The 19,008-nt window shown below is 38.5% G+C and carries 17 protein-coding genes, 1 tRNA gene and 1 pseudogene; 4 read left to right on the top strand and 15 right to left on the bottom strand.

Annotation, left to right across the window (positions count from 1 at the left end):
* Positions 1-100: 100 nt before the first annotated feature.
* Positions 101-193, bottom strand: a pseudogene (locus tag WMO13_RS10670) (ESPR-type extended signal peptide-containing protein); the annotation flags it as partial.
* A gap of 390 nt (positions 194-583) precedes the next feature.
* On the opposite strand from WMO13_RS10670, the gene WMO13_RS06060 reads away from it, so the two are divergent.
* Together WMO13_RS06060 and WMO13_RS06065 are read left to right on the top strand one after the other, a co-directional pair.
* Positions 584-1,945 (top strand): TPM domain-containing protein, encoded by a 1,362-nt coding sequence (locus tag WMO13_RS06060; RefSeq protein ID WP_051396161.1) that lies wholly within the window; start codon positions 584-586, stop codon positions 1,943-1,945.
* 300 nt (positions 1,946-2,245) lie between these two features.
* Positions 2,246-3,061: a hypothetical protein gene (locus tag WMO13_RS06065; protein WP_051396162.1), complete on the top strand. Its 816-nt coding sequence runs from the start codon at positions 2,246-2,248 to the stop codon at positions 3,059-3,061.
* A gap of 227 nt (positions 3,062-3,288) precedes the next feature.
* Here WMO13_RS06065 and WMO13_RS06070 read toward each other — a convergent pair whose 3' ends face one another.
* The 11 genes from WMO13_RS06070 to WMO13_RS06120 form a co-directional block, all read right to left on the bottom strand.
* Positions 3,289-3,510, bottom strand: a complete 222-nt coding sequence (locus WMO13_RS06070) for a DUF3820 family protein (RefSeq protein WP_026878656.1) — start codon at positions 3,508-3,510, stop codon at positions 3,289-3,291.
* Positions 3,511-3,579: 69 nt separating this feature from the next.
* Entirely contained in the window at positions 3,580-4,908 is a 1,329-nt protein-coding gene (gene mnmE / locus WMO13_RS06075; protein ID WP_026878657.1) for a tRNA uridine-5-carboxymethylaminomethyl(34) synthesis GTPase MnmE, read from the bottom strand.
* A 120-nt stretch (positions 4,909-5,028) separates the two neighbouring features.
* Positions 5,029-6,774 carry a membrane protein insertase YidC gene (yidC, locus tag WMO13_RS06080; protein WP_026878658.1) on the bottom strand — a complete coding sequence of 582 codons (1,746 nt, stop codon included), beginning with the start codon at positions 6,772-6,774 and terminating at the stop codon, positions 5,029-5,031.
* A 42-nt stretch (positions 6,775-6,816) separates the two neighbouring features.
* On the bottom strand, positions 6,817-7,026 hold the full coding sequence (yidD, locus tag WMO13_RS06085; RefSeq protein ID WP_026878659.1) for a membrane protein insertion efficiency factor YidD: 210 nt from the start codon (positions 7,024-7,026) through the stop codon (positions 6,817-6,819).
* An 82-nt stretch (positions 7,027-7,108) separates the two neighbouring features.
* Positions 7,109-7,510, bottom strand: coding sequence for a ribonuclease P protein component (gene rnpA, locus WMO13_RS06090; RefSeq protein WP_026878660.1), 402 nt, complete (start codon positions 7,508-7,510; stop codon positions 7,109-7,111).
* A gap of 136 nt (positions 7,511-7,646) precedes the next feature.
* Positions 7,647-7,781, bottom strand: a complete 135-nt coding sequence (rpmH, locus tag WMO13_RS06095) for a 50S ribosomal protein L34 (protein ID WP_026878661.1) — start codon at positions 7,779-7,781, stop codon at positions 7,647-7,649.
* Positions 7,782-8,003: 222 nt separating this feature from the next.
* The gene (gene metK / locus WMO13_RS06100) at positions 8,004-9,212 is read right to left on the bottom strand and encodes a methionine adenosyltransferase (protein WP_026878662.1); all 1,209 of its coding nucleotides are present in this window, start codon (positions 9,210-9,212) and stop codon (positions 8,004-8,006) included.
* 644 nt (positions 9,213-9,856) lie between these two features.
* Complete coding sequence (gene leuA, locus WMO13_RS06105; RefSeq protein WP_026878663.1) at positions 9,857-11,539, bottom strand: 2-isopropylmalate synthase; 1,683 nt, start codon at positions 11,537-11,539, stop codon at positions 9,857-9,859.
* A 614-nt stretch (positions 11,540-12,153) separates the two neighbouring features.
* Positions 12,154-12,420, bottom strand: coding sequence for an oxidative damage protection protein (locus tag WMO13_RS06110; protein WP_026878664.1), 267 nt, complete (start codon positions 12,418-12,420; stop codon positions 12,154-12,156).
* 257 nt (positions 12,421-12,677) lie between these two features.
* Positions 12,678-13,637, bottom strand: coding sequence for a ribose-phosphate pyrophosphokinase (locus tag WMO13_RS06115; protein ID WP_034855488.1), 960 nt, complete (start codon positions 13,635-13,637; stop codon positions 12,678-12,680).
* Between the two features lie 125 nt (positions 13,638-13,762).
* Positions 13,763-13,837: transfer RNA gene (locus tag WMO13_RS06120), tRNA-Gln, on the bottom strand.
* A gap of 210 nt (positions 13,838-14,047) precedes the next feature.
* Here WMO13_RS06120 and lolB point away from each other — a divergent pair.
* Together lolB and ispE are read left to right on the top strand one after the other, a co-directional pair.
* Complete coding sequence (gene lolB, locus WMO13_RS06125; RefSeq protein WP_084331458.1) at positions 14,048-14,602, top strand: lipoprotein insertase outer membrane protein LolB; 555 nt, start codon at positions 14,048-14,050, stop codon at positions 14,600-14,602.
* Positions 14,603-14,691: 89 nt separating this feature from the next.
* On the top strand, positions 14,692-15,546 hold the full coding sequence (gene ispE, locus WMO13_RS06130) for a 4-(cytidine 5'-diphospho)-2-C-methyl-D-erythritol kinase (RefSeq protein WP_026878667.1): 855 nt from the start codon (positions 14,692-14,694) through the stop codon (positions 15,544-15,546).
* A gap of 81 nt (positions 15,547-15,627) precedes the next feature.
* Here ispE and WMO13_RS06135 read toward each other — a convergent pair whose 3' ends face one another.
* The 3 genes from WMO13_RS06135 to WMO13_RS06145 all read right to left on the bottom strand — a co-directional run bounded on the left by WMO13_RS06135 (position 15,628) and on the right by WMO13_RS06145 (position 18,812).
* The gene (locus tag WMO13_RS06135; protein WP_026878668.1) at positions 15,628-17,175 is read right to left on the bottom strand and encodes a B12-binding domain-containing radical SAM protein; all 1,548 of its coding nucleotides are present in this window, start codon (positions 17,173-17,175) and stop codon (positions 15,628-15,630) included.
* 240 nt (positions 17,176-17,415) lie between these two features.
* Positions 17,416-17,991: a xanthine phosphoribosyltransferase gene (gene xpt / locus WMO13_RS06140; RefSeq protein WP_026878669.1), complete on the bottom strand. Its 576-nt coding sequence runs from the start codon at positions 17,989-17,991 to the stop codon at positions 17,416-17,418.
* Positions 17,992-18,212: 221 nt separating this feature from the next.
* Positions 18,213-18,812 carry a 2OG-Fe(II) oxygenase gene (locus WMO13_RS06145; RefSeq protein ID WP_026878670.1) on the bottom strand — a complete coding sequence of 200 codons (600 nt, stop codon included), beginning with the start codon at positions 18,810-18,812 and terminating at the stop codon, positions 18,213-18,215.
* Positions 18,813-19,008: the final 196 nt, after the last annotated feature.

Consider the following 19,008-nt stretch of genomic DNA (forward strand, 5'->3'; position numbering starts at 1 on the left):
CCAATGAGCTCATTCCCAAGGCCAAAACTATTGATAAGGCAATTTTACTCTTAGTGCCTATAATAGGTTCTGTATGTTGACAGGAATTGTCTCTCGAACATCCACTATTCTTTGATATTTTTGCCAATTCAGAAGCAACAACCCAAAGCTTTGATACTTTATTCCAAACTAATTTATAGATATTACGATTCATAAAGGCCTCTCAATACTCATTATTGTATATTTATTAAATTAAACTGTTGCTGTTGATATATTTTTTAAAATATCTCTCGACAAACAAACATTTAACCATATCAATAATAATTTACATAAATAAAATATATTTACAACAAACCCCGTTTTTTTATTATCCAAACACAAAGAAATATTGATAAAAAATACTAATCACGCTCACTTGAAGTCCTATCAACATATAATCACCTTAATGAAAAATAGGCTCATATCTAGTCGCACATAGATCATTTACCTAGAAGCGGTTATCATAGTGGTATTATTCAAATCAATATTTCTATCCTATACCGAGCTTTTCAGCATGACATTTAGATCTTATTTGCAACGCCTTTTTGATATAGGACATCCACAAATGTTCATTTCATCAATACACCCTATTTCAAAAATCATCGGACGCGCGTTGATTTTTATCGCAATAATATTGATGGCAAGCCTCTCATTGAACCAGCTGAGTATTGCACAAACTGCGATCCCCCCTCTCACTGCCGGCGTGATGGATAAGACGGGTTTACTCTCTGCGGTCGATCAAGATCAAATTGATCGCAAGATTATGCAATTAGAGCGAGAATCAGGTTCCCAAATTGCGGTACTCATTATTCCCTCTCTTGAGGGAGAAGATATTGTCGATTATGGCGTAAAAGTGATGAAATCGTGGCAATTAGGTCGTAAAGGGATCGATGATGGCCTACTCTTACTAGTCGCGGTCAATGATCGGCAGATGCGTATTGAAACGGGCTATGGCTTAGAAGGAGCTATTCCGGATCTACTAGCAAAACAGATTATCGATCAGTATCTAGTGCCACAATTTAAGATTGGTCAATTTAGTCAAGGCATTGATCAAGCAGTCGATGCGATTATTAGTCAAATTAAGGGGGAAGCGCTTCCTTCCCTTAAAGATGCGCCTTTTATCCCCGCCACAAATCAAACCGGTAATAGATCCACGGCTAATCAATCTCATCAGACATTTTCTCTTTTCAATTCTTTTGGGGGATATCTACTCTTAATTGGGGGTGGTTTTGTCCTCTTTATTGGGCTTGCGACCTTTCTCTTTGCGCGCCGGCAAACCGCTTCTAACAATATCAGTTGGGAAGAACATCGCCGACAGCAAGGCAATAAGCTGACTAAAGGGGGCATCGATAACCATCAAGCACCGGCAACCATTACACAAACAATGCCCTCAAAAATGACCAAGTGGGAAGAGAGAGCCAAGAATTTAGAAAAAAGCCTTAATGTTCCAAAAGATCAACCTGCTCCCTTCAAAATTGCCGCACTTAAAGCGGCAGGTTCCGCCTTTGTCGGCGGTATTTTCATAGGATTATTTCTCGAAAATCTCTTACTCGGCGTCGGTGCGGGAATGGTAATTTTTATTGGTCAATTCTTCTATCATTCCACCTCTTTTAAGAAATATCGCTGGTTTCAATCGCTCTTTGCTGCGCTTCCATCCTCAATCATCTTAGGGTTTGCTGTGACCTTGATGATGGGATCCCCTATTGGTATCTTAATTGGCATTGGGCTCTTGTTAATACAGACGATTGCCTTAACCCTCGGTTGGATGAAACGCCCCATTAATATTGCTATCGGTAATGGCAGCATTAGTACAAGTCGCGGCGGATCTCGTTCTAGCGGGTCAAGCAGTCGATCAAGTGGCAGCTCTAGTGGCCGAAGTGGTGGTGGCGGTAGAAGTGGCGGTGGTGGTGCTTCCGGCGGTTGGTGATTTATACATTAACAAATATTATAACTATTCTTTTTCTACTATGCTTTTTTCCACTATATGCTTCCCATTAAAAAATCAAACCCCATTAGCATTCTAAAAAGAATTTCTAAAAAATTATTCTATTTTTTTTTGAAGCTAAAATAGAGTACAATTCATAACTGCATAAGTATTATTTTATGATTTTTAAGGACTTAACTACTAAATAGTATTAGTACCGACTTGGTTTAGCAATATGGTAGTATAATTACCATAAGCGTTTACTCACTGATATTTATTATAAAAAATAAGGATACAAATAAAATGAAACATTTCACTAAATTACTTTTAATTAGCTCAATCGCGTTTGCAGGTTTGGTTGCTTGTTCTGACGAAAACAAAGATCCTGTAGCACAAGCTGCAGTGAAAGAAACCCAAGAAATTGCAAAACAAGCTGAGGCTAATGCTAAAAAAGCGGAAGAAGCAGCAGTAAAACAAGCTGAAGAAGCCAAAAAAGCGGCCGAAGAAGCGGCTAAGAAAGCAGAAGCTGAGGCAAAAGCAAAAGCTGAAGCTGAAGCTAAAAAAGCAGAAGAAGCGGCTAAAAAAGCAGAAGCTGAGGCAAAAGCTAAAGCTGAAGCTGAGAAAAAAGCAGCTGAAGAAGCTGCAAAACAAGCTGAAGAGGCGGCAAAAGCACAAGTAGATAGCCCTGAAGCTGTAAAACAAGCTGAAGAAATTGCCAAGAAGGCAGAAGATGCTGCAGATCAAGCTGCTAAAAAAGTAGAGGAAACAGCTAAACAAGCTGAGAAAGTTGCAGATAAAACCGCTAAAGAAGCTGAGAAAGCAGCAGTTGAAGCCGCTAAAGCGCAAGAGAAAGTAGCCGATAAAGCAGCTGAAAAAGTTGCTGAAACGAAAGAAGCTGCGGCTAAAAGCGTTGAAAAAACTGTAGATGCTTCTGAAAAAGCAGCAGCTGAAGCCGCTGAAAAAGCAGGCGACAACATGAATAAAATTGAAGAGGCTAAAAAAGCAGCAGAAGAAGCAGCCGCTGAAATTGCTGATGAGATGAAAAAAGCAGCTGAAGATGCAATGAACAAAACTGTAGAAGATACTAAAAATGCAGTAGGTGATTTAATCAAAAAATAAACCTTTTAAAATATGTCTTTTAATTGACTGATTAACAGCTATAAATCAGTAACGTACAAAAGCCCTCAAATGAGGGCTTTTACTTTATTGCGGCTCTATCAGCATCAATCTCTACAACATCTACCATATTTTACTAATGATCTACTAATAAATGGTTACTAGCAATCATAGAGAGTAATGACCATAGATCATTCACTCGAACAGTCAACTCACCTTCAACAGCCTTCTTACATTAGCTTCAAAGGTTTCACTAAATGATCTAAACCATCCACTTTTAGCATCAAAGCAAGTTCCATCAATGCGCCAAGCTCCCCTTTTGGGAAACCTTTATCCGGGCGATTGAACCACAATAAATACTCTTCAGGAAGATCAATCAAATAACGACCTTGATAGCGACCAAAGGGCATTTTCATGGTCGCAAGTTTGACTAAATTCTCCTTAGATAACATAGATCTCCCTCTCTTTACTATTAATCTAAAACCCTAGCTTAAGATCGCTTTCGTACCATTAACTCTAGGTTATTTACCAATACAGAAATTTGAGAAAATTTCGCCCAATAATGCATCAGAACTAAACTCACCAGTAATCTCACCTAATGCTATTTGCGCTAAACGTAACTCTTCCGCAACTAGCTCAATGGCAACTGCTTCACCAATCAGACCTAATGCAACATCAAAATGTTGTAATACTCGCTTTAATGCTTGTAAATGACGCTCTCTAGCACTAAATAAACCTTCCTGTGATTCAAAACCCGCATACTCAAGAATCGCTGCTTTAACGAGCTCAATCCCCTGTAGATCTTTAGCACTAATTGTAATATGACTCTCTGTACGGCCAATATTGTTGCCGGATAGATCTGCTTTATTATGGATAATAATCGTGGGGATCTTCAGAGCCTCTATGTCGGCATCTATTCCCACAAAAGGTTCATTATCATCGTGCATCCACAATACTAAATCTGCACTCTCCATCTCTTTTTTCGCACGCTTAATACCTTCTGCTTCAATTTTATCCGTTGTCTCTCGAAGCCCTGCCGTATCAATAATCGAAAGAGGAACACCATCAATAATAATACGCTCTCTGAGCACATCTCGAGTTGTCCCCTCAATCTCCGTAACAATCGCACTCTCCTCTCCTGAAAGCGCATTCAGTAAGCTAGATTTACCGGCATTGGGTTTCCCCGCAATAACAACTTTCAAGCCATCAGTTAGCACTTTACCATTCCCGGCAGATTGTAATAGTTGTGAGACTTGTTGATGAAGATTCTCTAATCCTGAAACAACATTACCATCAGAGATAAAATCGATATCCTCTTCACTAAAATCAATAGCAGCTTCGATATAGACACGCATCTTAATAAGCGTTTCTAATAACGCATTCACTCTATGGGAAAAATTCCCCGTCAATGAGTTCATTGCCGCCCGTGCCTGAGCTTCACTTTGACTGACAATCAGATCATGAATCGCTTCAGCTTGGACTAAATCAAGCTTACCATTCAAAAATGCACGTTCTGAAAACTCCCCTCGACGAGCCATTATCGCCCCTAATTCAAGCACACGATTAAGTACACGATTGAGTACAATCAAACCTCCATGCCCTTGCAACTCAATTACATCTTCCCCGGTAAATGAATTAGGTCCTCGATAGAAGATAACAACCCCTTCATCAATGACTTCCCCATCCTCTTTTAGAAAAGGGGAAAAATAAGCATAGCGCGGTTTAAATTCTGTAATCTTCGTCATCGCTTTTGCGATATTAACTGCATCACTACCAGAAATACGTACAATACCAATTCCACCGATAGCTGTACTTGTTGCAATTGCCGCAATTGTTTGATCTTTTAACATTCAAAAACCTCTTATAAAAAACAATCCCCATATAGGGGATTGTCTATTGTCACTGTGGAACTTGATTGAAATTCTCGCTACTCGATCTCTGTCGAAAGGTAGTAAGCATATCTCAAGCTCTTAATTGTGATTATGTTTATTAATATCACGTTCAACACGTTTCATAATGAACGATTGTTGAAGAATCGTGAGTAAGTTATTGGTAATCCAGTAAAGAACGATACCTGCTGCAAACCACATAAACATAAAGGTAAAGACTACCGGTAACCATTTCATTACTTTCTGCTGCATCGGATCTGTCGGTGCAGGATTTAGACGTTGTTGGAAGAACATCGTAACACCCATAATCACAGGCAGGATAAAGTATGGGTCTCTTAATGAGAGATCTTTAATCCAGAGAATCCAAGGCGCTTGACGTAACTCAACGCTCTCCATCAACATCCAGAATAGTGCAATAAAGACAGGGATCTGAATAATGATCGGCCAACAACCACCTAGAGGATTGATCTTCTCTTTACGATAGAGCTTCATCATCTCTTCAGATTGTTTCTGACGATTATCCCCATACTCCTCTTTAATCAAAGCAAGCTTCGGTGCCACTGCACGCATCTTCGCCATTGAGGTATAACCTTTATTTGCAAAGTAGAAGAGTGCTAGCTTAACCGTTAAGGTTAGGAGAATAATTGACCAACCCCAGTTACCAATAAATGAATGGAAGAATTTCAAAATCCAGAGCATTAATTCAGAAATCGGACTAAACCAACCATAATCAAGCGTTAAATCTAAGTAATCTGCTGTCTCTTCTAGTTGCTCTTTAAGCTTTGGCCCCATAAAGTAACGACTTTCAAAGTTATAAGACTCACCGGGTTTGATAGTCACAGGATTCTTATTCATCATGCTGATGACATAAGTATTTTGCGAAATATCTTTATAATCACCAATTTGGAAAGTTTGAATAATATTTTGCGTCTGCTTTGTCGCTTCTTTATCTTTACCTGCTACCGAAGCGGCTACGAAGTATTGCTGAATCATCGCAATCCAGCCCGCATCACCTTCAAAAGTTTTAGGATTATGACGGGTCACTTCTCGACCTTCTGAGTTAAATCCACGCTCAACAGTCGTCATCTTCTCATAAGCAAGTTTTTCATACTTATAATCATTATGTGGCAATGAGAATACACTACCGTCAAAGCTTGAAGCACCTATTGCACTACCCTTAGGATTATGCGGTTTTTTAGTTGCTATTTGACGATACTCACGACCTACCCAATCTTGACTTGAGCGGTTTTCCACTTGTTGTGAGAAGCCAATCGTATAATGATCACGATTAAACTCATATACTTTTGTCACTGCTAAATTAGTTTCGGGATCAACGTAAGTAAGCGGCACAATAAGAGAATCATCCCCTTCAGCCATCTCATAATGGTCTGCACCTGAAGTAAAATAGCTATCCGTATGAAGCACTGAACCATTCTCACTCTCTGCAAGTAGACCTGTTTGGGCTACTTGGAATAATTTGGGTGAGTTATCAAGAATTTTAAAAGGAACATCTTGTGCTTCTAAACTTTCAGGGTATTTAAGAAGCCCAGCTTCAATGATATCCCCACCTTGTTTTGCAATTTTGACTTCATAGAGATCTGTTACAACCGTAATGTAGTCGTCAAGATTTGCGACATGCTGCCCTTCAGAGTGCGATGAACCAAGTCTCGGTACAGCACTTGAACCATCTGCTTGATTAGTTGTGACAACTTGTTCTGTTTCAACAACGGGTGTTGGATTCTTATAAGCATCCCATTTCGTGTAGAGAAAATAGATAATGCCAGCTAAAATCAATAAGAGAAAAAGACGCTGCTGATTATTCTGCATAAATTGTTTCTTTAATTAACGTTAAACATGAATAGAGAAGATCTAAGGTACAGGATCTTCTCCTCCTTTGCAAAGTGGCTGACAACGAACAAGGCGTTTGATTGTCAACCAGCTCCCCTTGATTGCACCATAGCGCGTAATGGCTTCTAGCGCATAAGTTGAGCATGTAGGTTCAAACCGACATTGATTCCCCACAAGCGGACTCAAAAAGAGTTTATAGCCTTTTATGAGCCAAATTAAGATGATTTGCATATTTTACCCACTTAATTGATCTCTGTCCCACATTCTTAGATAACTTGAGTGGTTTAAGAATATCCATCCTCGCCCACTCTGACTAATTTGCTCGATCTTGGGTCGCTTTTATAATCTGCCCCCAATGATGTGCGAGTGATTGATGTAAGCGCTTTGAGTCTTGAACATTTGTTGTTGCTCGGCTCATCACGACTATATCAAGTCCCATCAACGCCTGTTGATGTAAGCGAAAAGATTCTCGAATAACGCGTTTTATAAGATTTCGATCCACCGCTCTTTTAAAGTTCTTTTTAGAAACAGCCAATCCTAATCTTGGAACCCCCAACGTTATATCCGATGATATTTCAATATGCTCTGATAATAGCTGTTTTCGAACTAAAATCAAGAAATCTCGATCTTTAAAAGATTGATTTGAAGCAAAGACAATTTGATAATCCTTTGCGGTTAAAAGCCGCTTTGTTCGTTCAAATCGAAAACTATCCATTATCACCATACTTCATATCATTTATATCCATAAAAACTTAAACAGTAGAACACTATTCAAACGGTAAAAATAAAAAAGCGCCTATTATTTAATCAATAACAAGCGCCTTGAATCTGTATATAGACTCTATACTTTATTATGCTGATAAACGCGCACGTCCACGAGCACGGCGACGGTTGATTACTTTACGACCGTTTTTAGTTGCCATACGTGCACGGAATCCATGATTACGTTTTCTTTTGATTAAACTTGGTTGAAATGTACGTTTCATGCTTAATTCCTTTAATTTTATATAAGTGACAACACTCGCAATTAAAAAGTTTTTAATGCGAGCATCAAATTCATACTAAGACAACGGATTATTCTAGCTTTTTCCATTTTAAAGTCAAGAATAATCGAATTGTCTACTGCTTTTAATTTGCTCAACTTGCTGTTATTTAGCGCTTTTAATCTAAAAGATTACTCAATAATAGCATCATCTAACTTAAATAACTTAGAGCGGTAATCCTGCCTCTGCACGAAGAAGCTCTGCCTTATCCGTTTTCTCCCAACTAAATGCCGTCGCTTTCACCAATTGATCATTACTATCTTTATAAGTAATCTCATAAGGGTTGCGACCAAAATGGCCATAGCTTGCGGTTGGTAGATAAATCGGATGTAGAAGATCAAGCATCTTCACAATCCCATAAGGACGAAGATCAAAATGCTTACGCACAAGTTCTTCTATTAATGCCTCAGGGACTTTATTCGTGCCAAATGTTGTGATAGAGATCGACGTTGGCTCCGCGACACCAATTGCATAGGATACTTGAATCTCACATTTATCCGCAAGCCCTGCTGCTACGATATTTTTAGCAACATAACGACCTGCATAGGCGGCTGAACGGTCTACTTTAGAGGGATCTTTCCCAGAGAAGGCGCCACCACCATGACGCGCCATACCCCCGTAAGTATCGACGATAATTTTACGCCCTGTTAAACCACAATCCCCCACAGGTCCACCAATAGTGAAACTTCCGGTTGGATTGATATGATACTTAGTTTCTTTAGTTAACCATTCTGCCGGCAATGTTTTCTTGATAATCAGCTCCATGACAGCCTCTTCAAGATCTTTCGCTTTCACTTCCTCATCGTGCTGTGTTGATAAGACTACAGCATCAATGTGGGAAATAGAACCATCATTATTATAAGCCAATGTAACCTGACTCTTTGCATCTGGGCGAAGCCAGGACAACTGACGGCTTTTACGTGCTTCAGATTGGCACTCCATCAAACGATGTGCAAAAGTAATTGGCGCAGGCATTAACACGTCTGTTTCATTAGAAGCATAACCAAACATTAAGCCTTGATCACCGGCACCTTGTTCTTCAGGTAATTGTCGATCAACCCCTTGGGCAATCTCACTACTCTGTTTACCAATGATGTTAAGAACACCACAGGTCTTACCATCAAATCCTACTTTTGAGGAATCATAACCAATATCAGTAATCACATGGCGGACTAAATCTTCTAAATCTACCCACGCATTAGTACTAACTTCACCAGCAACAATGGCAACACCGGTTTTAACTAACGTTTCGCAAGCTACACGCGCATTTTTGTCTTGCTTGATAATTGCATCAAGAACGGCATCAGAAATCTGATCTGCAACCTTATCCGGATGTCCTTCAGAAACTGATTCAGAGGTAAATAAATTTGTCATAACGTATTTTTCTTTCTAATAGTCAATGAAAATGATCGTTCACGAATATGAACTTGATACAATCCAAAATTTGATTGTATAACTCCATACGCTTAATTTGCTTTAAGATTTAAAGATTCTACCATTTTATTGCATCACTTGTTGAATAAATATCCTAGAAATAGACTTAAGTACGCCCCTATCGAATAAAGAACCTGCAGTCTTATAGCTTCAAACCCATTGAAAATAGGCGACTTTCAACATAGAGTATTATAATTATATACACTATATATTATTTATATCTGCATATTAATAATATTAAATTTACATATATTTATATTGAATCATTTATTTGCTATTTTAAATATATTTATTATAGCTGCGAGTTACCTATTTATAATAAATTTGATTTAATAAAAAATGATTTTCATCAGCTATTGCGAGATTTTAAAAAACATAAAACAGTGCAAAACAACACTTGCAAGATGCCGGATAGAACGGCTTCCTTACTTATTACAACCGATGCGCCGGCATTTAAATAATGCTTATTTTGAACCGACATTACTATACTACAAGCCCTCCATAAACAGTATTAAATCCTAATAAAAAGGTCATTTCTCGAAAGAAATGACCTCAGTATAGTAACTATCCTGATTCTATAATCATTACATGCTTAAAAAGCCTTGTGCAATTGCACGATTAATCGCAGAGACGACCGCTTTTAACGATGAGCGAGAAGTATTCACATGAGTTGCAGCACCAAAGAGTGTTCTATTTTCAATCTGCAATTCTACATAAGAAACCGCTTCCGCTGTAGATCCTTGGCTTCTTGAATGTTCATTATAATCCACAACGTCAACATTCCAACCAAAGATCTCATTAATACCATGGACAAATGCTGCGATAGGTCCATTACCTTTCGCATCTAAAGATTTTTCTCCACCCGCTGTTTTCAATTTCAACTGCATATGCGTATTACCATCAGAATCTTCTTCGATATCGATCGGCATTAAGATCTCTATAGCCGGTGTTGCATTCAGGTATTCTGATTCAAAGATGCTGTATAAACGCTCAGAAGTCAGTTCAACACCTTCTCTATCGGCAAAGAGCTGAGCAACCTTACTAAATTCAATCTGTAAACGACGTGGTAATTCAATACCATGATCTTCTTCCAATAGATAAGCCACGCCCCCTTTCCCTGATTGACTGTTCACTCGAATAACTGCCTCATAAGAACGACCTAAGTCAAATGGATCAATCGGCAAGTAAGGAACACGCCAATATTGATCCGGGTTCTCTTTCATATCAGCAAGCCCTTTTCGAATTGCATCCTGATGAGAGCCCGAGAAAGCTGTAAAGACCAATTCACCTGCGTAGGGATGGCGAGGATGAACCGGAAGATCGGTACAATATTCCACTTCTCTGACAACGGTGTTAATCTTACTAAAATCAAGCCCCGGATGAAGCCCTTGAGAATACATATTCAATGCTACAGTGACAAGATCCACATTTCCTGTACGCTCACCATGACCAAAAAGACAACCCTCTACACGATCTGCGCCAGCCATTAATGCTAACTCTGTTGCCGCAACTGCACAACCTCTATCATTATGAACATGCGCACTAATCACAACAGAATCCCGGCAACTAATATGATCGCAGAACCATTCGACTTGATCGGCATATACATTAGGTGTAGAAACCTCTACCGTTGCAGGAAGATTCAAAATGAGTGGTTTTTGAGGCGTGGGTTTAAAGACTTCACAAACTGCTTCACAAACCTCTAAAGAGAAAGGAAGCTCCGCATCAGAGAAGATCTCAGGTGAGTACTCAAAAAACCATTCAGTATCAGGGTACTTCAATGACTCTGCCTTAATCATCTCACCACCTTTTACAGCAAGCGCTTTAATTTCAGGCTTCTCCATCTTAAAGACTACTCGTCTAAAAGTCGGTGAAACCGCATTGTAATAATGAACAATGGCTTTTTTCGCACCTTTCAAGGATTCAAATGTCTTCGTAATCAGATCTTGTCTAGCTTGTGTTAAAACTTGAATCGTCACATCATCCGGAATACGCCCTTCTTCAATGAGCTTACGAACAAAATTAAATTCTGTTTCTGAAGCGGAAGGAAACCCTACTTCAATCTCCTTAAAACCACACTCAATCAGAAGATCAAACATCCGAAGCTTCTTCTCCACATTCATCGGCTCAATGAGTGATTGATTGCCATCACGAAGGTCAGAACTCAACCAACGAGGAACTTTCGTAATCTCTTTATTAGGCCAGGTTCGATTTTGATAATTAGGAGCCTCAAATCGTTGATATTTAACTTCAGGATTAGTGATCATTGTGTTATTTCCTCTTTAAACTCAGTGTTATTATCTTTTTTAAAATCTTTTTAAATCTTAATGAATATTTTATTTTAGCTGCTCGTAGTTACGGATAAATCACTTCAAAATAACTTCATCTCATTTTTGGCTCAACTACTGTCTATTTTAAGCAATAAAATGTGAAATATTGTCATATGATGCCCGAGATTACATAGTTTTTTGTGATTAATCTCATTTATATTCTGAAATAAAGTCGCAATGTATAGGTAAATACATGCCAACGTAATATTTTATATTGACGAATAACAACTTGAAAATAACCATAACTAATTATTTCAATTAAACGTCGGAATCGGCTAGCATCTAGTAAGAATAGGGAAATATATTGCATCACAACACCTAGTAAGACTTAAAATGTAAATTGTATTTAAACTGTATTAACGCTTAGATAATTGAACTGCTATTTACACGCTTTTAATGAACAAAAGCTAATTTACGCTGCAACCATTGCGGTTACAGCAGAATAAGTCGTAGTTGTAGTAAGGTGTTATTTTTCGTAGTCATAAAAAAACCTTAACCTGTTTTAATAGTTAGGTCAAGGTTTTATTACTTTTTTCTAAATCACAAATTCATTATTCCGGCTCAAATGCCTCTGGCACTTCTGCACCACTTCCGAAAAAGAAATCATGCATCTGTTGCTCTAAGAATTCTCGAGATTTAGGATCAAGCGGATTAATACGATATTCATTAATTAAGATAGTTTGTGCTCTAAGCCATTGTTGCCAAGCCTCGTTAGAGACATTCTCAAATATTTGTTTACCTAATTCACCAGGATACATCTGTCTTGGCATACCATCTGCTTCTTTTTGCAATTTGACACAAAATACACGTCGAGTCATAAGAACTCCTTTTTAGTCATTGTATGATCATATAATTCTAAGAAAGATAGGATATCATAGACTGTCTAATTGCGGGGATTCTCAACAAAAAAATCAGTACCACAATGGTTTTTCTTCCATTACTACACTGCTTCTGCCAGAACTCAAAAATGTCATAACAAAAAACGTATATCCCTTTCAGGAATATACGTCTAGAATATTTTTGATCTCTATTTATTAGAACTTGTCGTTAATCAACAAAACTCTAATATAAACAACTATTCATGGGTAAAAAGGGTACTTACAGACTCTTCTTCATGAATGCGTTGAATTGTATTCGCGATAATATCAGAAATAGAAAGCACACGAATTTTTGCACAATTTCTAGCTTCTTCACGAAGAGGAATTGTATCTGTCACAATCATCTCATCTAAACCTGAATTATCGATATTAGAGATTGCTTTACCTGAGAAGATCGGATGTGTACAGTAAGCTTTAACTGTTTTAGCTCCACGCTCTTTCAATACTTGAGCAGCTGCGCCTAAAGTCCCTGCCGTATCAACGATATCATCAACGATGATACAATCACGACCATTAACCTCGCCAATAATATTCATCACTTCAGATACATTCGGCGCAGGACGACGTTTATCGATAATCACTAAATCTGCGCCGGGAATCTGTTTTGCAACAGAACGCGCACGAAGTACACCCCCTACATCAGGAGAAACAACCGTAATATTAGAAGCATCGTGCTTCATAATATCTGCTTGAATAACAGATGAAGCATAGATATTATCTACAGGAATTTCAAAGAAACCTTGAATTTGATCAGCGTGAAGATCGATTGTTAATACGCGGTCACAACCCACGCTTGTAATCATATTCGCCACAACTTTAGCAGAGATCGGTACGCGCGCTGAACGAGGACGACGATCTTGACGCGAATAACCATAATAAGGAATGACCGCCGTAATACGACCTGCAGATGCTCTACGAAGCGCATCACACGCAACCAGAAGCTCCATTAAGTTATCATTTGTTGGGAAACAGGTAGGCTGTACAAAGAAGACATCTTTCCCCCGTACATTTTCATTGATAGAGATCATTACTTCTCCATCTGAGAAGCGGCCAACAGTCGCATCTCCTAATTCAAGCCCTAAATGTTTAACAATCTTCTTAGCTAACTCTGGATTGGCGTTTCCGGTAAACACCATCATCTGGTCTTTGCTGCTCATTACAAAGAATCCTCTATTAAATAAAGTAAAGTGGGGGGATTAAAATAGAAAAAAGGTATTGCCACGAATTGTAATCTTTTCTTTGACATAATCAACTCAATTACAGTGCAATACCTTTATAAATTTGGCTGGGCTACCAGGATTCGAACCTGGGGATGGCGGGATCAAAACCCGCTGCCTTACCGCTTGGCTATAGCCCATCTGAAGAACAACTATTATAGACATCTTTTATAATTTGTCTAGCGATTTTTTAGAAAGCATTGAGTTTTTTTTACTCACCTAGACTTCTGTCTATAATCAATTTCAAAGTGTAGAATAAGCAACAGAATTTATACATTTATTATAAACTAGCAACTTATCCGTCTCTTAAAATAACGCAAACAATTCTATCAAATTTTGTAAAAAAAACTATGAAACGACTAAAAATTATTCCTTTTTCACTTGCTCTACTGATATCAGCCTGTACTGTCCCTATCTACGAAACAATAGAAGATGCTGAAAGTTATAAAGTATTTGGTCGAACAGCCATAAAGCACCCCACTCAAAGTGGTCAGGTGAGCTTTGCGATTGAACAGGCTAAAAATGAAGCTATTAATATCATTATTCAAGGCCCTTTCGCACAAGGTCGCGTCGATATTGCCATTGATGATCAAGAAACCAGTATTACTATTGATGAAGAAACTTTCAAAGATAAAAACCCTGATCGTCTTTTTGCGAACCTCACCGGCGTTGATTGGCCTGTATCAGGTTCTCAACAATGGATCAAAGGTAAGACAACTCACCCGGATACTAAGGTTGTATTCGACGATAAAGGTCTCCCTAAACAATTTAAAGAAGATGGCTGGACAGTTAGTTACCAGGAATGGATTGAGAAAAATGGTATGCAACTTCCCCTTAAAATGACTTTAACGCGCGGTAATGATATTCGTTTACGCTTCCTGATTGATAATTGGATTATCCATTAAACAATGCATACTGTAATGCATATCTCTCATTATCATATCGATAGCGACACAATCTAGAAAACTTGTTATAGAATTATAGGATCTCTACTATGCTCTACTTCCCTTCTCCGGCAAAGATCAATCGTATGCTTCGTATTATTCGACAAGAAGCGAATGGCTATCATTATTTACAAACCATTTTTCAATTTACCAATCTCTATGATGAAATTGGTTTTCAGGTCAATGATACTGGTGAGATTCATTTCGATTATGATCACGAACTTTTCCCGCTTGAGGAAGATTTGATCTATCGCGCTATGATTGCCCTGCAAGAATATAGCCAAATTGAGAAAGGGGTCACGGTTGATCTTATTAAGCATCTACCTATGGGTGCCGGCATTGGTGGGGGAAGCTCTAATGCCGCAACGACTCTAGTTGTGCTCAATCAATTGTGGGAACTCTACCTTACCACAGACGAGCTTATTCAAATTGGCAAACAACTCGGCGCAGATGTGCCAATCTTTATTTATGGCAAAAGTGCTTGGGCTGAGGGGATTGGCGAGCAATTAACACCGATTGAACCTCCTGAGTCTGATTTTATTCTGATCAATCCCGGCATTCATATTAGTACCAAAGAAATCTTCGAAAGCCCGCATCTAATTCGCAATAGCCCTCTTTTTACCGAGCAATATTTTACAGAAGACCGTGCTATCAATGATTGTTTGCCCGCTATCTTTGCGCATTATCCAGTTATGCAAACCATTATGACAAAACTTGAAGCGGTTGAATTATCTCCCTATATTACCGGCACGGGGGCTTGCCTCTTTATCCCTAAACCCACAGATGAAAAATGGGAATCCCTTCAATCATTAGCCAAAAAAGAACAGTGGCAATTACAACCGTTTAAAAGTTTAAATCGCTCAATGCTCTACACCGATTCTCCGATTGAGTTACCCCTTGATTGAATATCTCATTATAACAAGATCGGTTCAAAATAAGCTTATCTAAATGCCGGCACATCGGCTGATCGAGGCAAGGAAGCCGTTCTATCCAGTGCGATGTTGTCGTTGTCTTTGTGGTAATGCTTGCTTTGCCGCTTGTTCCGCCGGCGTTTCTTGTGCAAATAATAAAGCATCGGGACGATCACCTAAATATTTAGGCCAACCTTTAATACCGGTACGTAGAAAATCCTCACGCATCGCCTCTCGCACAACTTCTTCCGGCAATGCTCGCTCATTTACTAAATGATCAAAAATTGCCCTAAAAAGTCGATCTAACGCAATACCATAGCTGCGGCCAAACGCTTGATAAAGTGATTGCGATAGCGCGCTAAAATGTTTGAAAGGTTGACTCTCTAAAATAATAGGTAAAATCGCTTTAAAACGGCCAGAGTTAGCGACACTATCCCAAAACTTAGCAAAACGTTCCATCTCCATTACAGTTGTAAATGGCATATCTCTATTTTGCAAAATGGAATAAGGTGGCACTTGGCTAAAACGATATTCAAATTCCTGACTATGACGGATAATCGGTACACCTTTTAACCGCTTTAAGATACCTACTTGAATCTCTTGAGGCTCCCACGACCAGAGCTCATCAAATCCTTGTGCAAAACTCGTTAAATCCTCATCAGGTAATCCTACAATAAGATCTACGTGCAGATGCACATCAGTATTTTTCGAGAGCCAAGAGATATTCTCCTTAGCAACCGGCAGATTTGTTCGCCGAGAGATTAACTGCTGAGTTGTCGTATTTAAGGTTTGAATACCAATTTCAAATTGCAGTGATCCATCCGGGAACTCTAAAATTTTCGCTTTAAGTTCATCTGAAAGGTAATCCGGTACCAACTCAAAATGTAAAAATAGTGGCTCTTCGGGATTATCAGCAATTTTATCAAGGAAGAAATCTAAAATCGCTAAAGTAAAATCTTTCTTTAGATTAAATGTGCGATCAACAAACTTAAATTGCCGCAAGCCCCTTCGATAGAGATCCTCCATCGCTTCCAAAAAAGGCTCTAAAGGAAAGCGCCACGCCGTCTTATCTAAACTCGAGAGACAAAATTCGCACTTAAAGGGACAACCTCGAGAAGCTTCAATATAGACCGTTCTATGGGCGATATCTTCCTCATTATAGAGATAATAAGGTAATTTAATCTCTTCTAACGGGGGCTCTACCCCTTTAATAACCTTCGTTGGCCAAGGTTTCCCCTCTAATAGAATCGATTTGGCTAATTGATAAAAACTAACATCTCCCCAACCGGTAATGAGGTAATCCACTAATGGAAAAATAGCGATTGTTTCATATTCATAAGAGACTTCCGGCCCACCAATATTGATAATTAAGTCCGGCATTAATGCCCGTAAATCCTGAATAAGAGCCGTTGTTTCATTAAAATTCCAGATATAAAGACCAAAAGAGACGATTTTAGGGGATCTCTTATGAATCTCTTCAAGCATTGACTCCCGATTCTGCTGAATCGTAAATTCTAAAATTTCTGCCCGATCTTCTAATTCATAGAGATTCGCCTTGAGATAACGAAGCCCTAATGAAGCGTGAGCATAACGTGCATTAAGCGTTATCAATAATATATCCATATTGCCCTTCTAAAGATCAACAGATCGATCTCTTTTAATCTAATCTGCATCCCTTCCCTAATTAACCACGACCTTAAACAAATACGCATTTGCCCCCTCATAATGTATTCCTACCCATAAGAGATCGCAAATGCGCCGGATTTTACTCTAATTTTGCGAGTCCCTACTTACCACTATAGGTTTTATCACTGTAGCGATTGGGATTCGCGAATTATATCAATATTTCTATATCATCAAACTTTAAGGTTCTGCTGCAAATTGCACTTTACCGCCGGCAAGTGAAGAGATACGCGCTAGAGATTGGATATTAATACCCTCCGCTAGCAAGCGATCCCGGCCCTCTTGGAAACTCTTTTCAATGATAAAGCCCATGCCATAGAGCGTAGCACCCGCTTGATCAATGAGCGATTTCACACCTAATGCCGCATTGCCATTTGCTAAAAAGTCATCAATAAAGAGGACGTTATCTTCCTTAGAGAGATACTCTTCACTGACACAGACATCATAAGTACGATCTTTAGTGTAAGAGTAAACCGACGAGAGATACATCTTCTCCATTGTTTTTGGGGTTTTCTTTTTCACAAAAACAACAGGTAATTCAAGTAGATAACCGAGCATAATTGCCGGTGCAATACCACTTGCTTCAATCGTAATAATTTTATTGATAGGTAAATTAGCAAAACGGCGAACAAACTCAACCGCAATGGATTTCATTAAAATAGGATCCATTTGATGATTGATAAAGCTATCGACTTTTAATGTACCATCATCAAAAGCTAAGCCATCTTGAATAATTCTATCGTGAAGTAATTTCATAAGGAAACCTTTAAATGGTGAAACTCATTTTCACCTTTATTAGTATGGTTAAATGCAAAATTTTAATTTGAAAAACAAGTGATTATCAAACACTGCAATTCGTTACATTTCCTTGCTTTAACCTAGAGAGATTGATCTAAAAATTTGTGCAATATTGTACCGCAAAATCCCTTGGAATGCTCCCTTTCTTCTAAAGAATAGACAATAGGCTTATTCAATGGTTACAACAGTTTTTCTGTGAGATACCAACCTGTAATACTATCCCGCACCACATTTGTCGTAGTAACTTCATGCGGAAAATCTTCTGATAAGAAAAAGATAATGCGCCCGGCAATCGGTTCTACAGTGAGTATCTTCTCTTGTGCCAAATTATAGACCTCTAACTCACCACCATCGCCAGGTTTCCAATCTTCATTGAGATAGAGTACCGTCGTCACCTTTCTTCGACTTACTCCTTTAGGATTGTCGATATGCATTTTATAGTAAGTACCAGGCTCATAACGAGCAAAATGCGTTTCAAAATCTTTCAAACCTAAAAAAAACTCTCTATTCAAAATCTGTCGGATTTCATCCATTTTCACAAGGTAATCTTGAATAGGCGGCGCCATTTTCGTATCTAACCACAATGTCTGATCGCCTCGAATCGCTTTATTATTTTGTAAAGTATCTTTATGGCCGATACGTGCTTCATGTAGTTCATTATCGGGGATGGCCTCTCTGATTGCTTGAATTTCACTTGAATCCAAAAAGTGATCCCAAACATAATACCGGTCTGTTGCAAGCGCAGAGATAAATGCTTCTATTTGATGATTAATTGCCATGGTATTTTAAAGTCCCAGTTAAATGAAAAAGTGAACAGCAAGACACAAATTAAATTCCGTAAAAGGCAGTTGTAATATTCTTTCAAAACCTCCTTATATCAATTGCTATCAGCCAAACTAAACTAGAGTTATTTTGAACTAATTTCTATCTATAACCTAATTTTTTATTCATCACAAGAAAAAATTAAAAATCACG

The organism is Ignatzschineria larvae DSM 13226 (genome assembly GCF_038500265.1).
Classification (GTDB): domain Bacteria; phylum Pseudomonadota; class Gammaproteobacteria; order Cardiobacteriales; family Wohlfahrtiimonadaceae; genus Ignatzschineria; species Ignatzschineria larvae.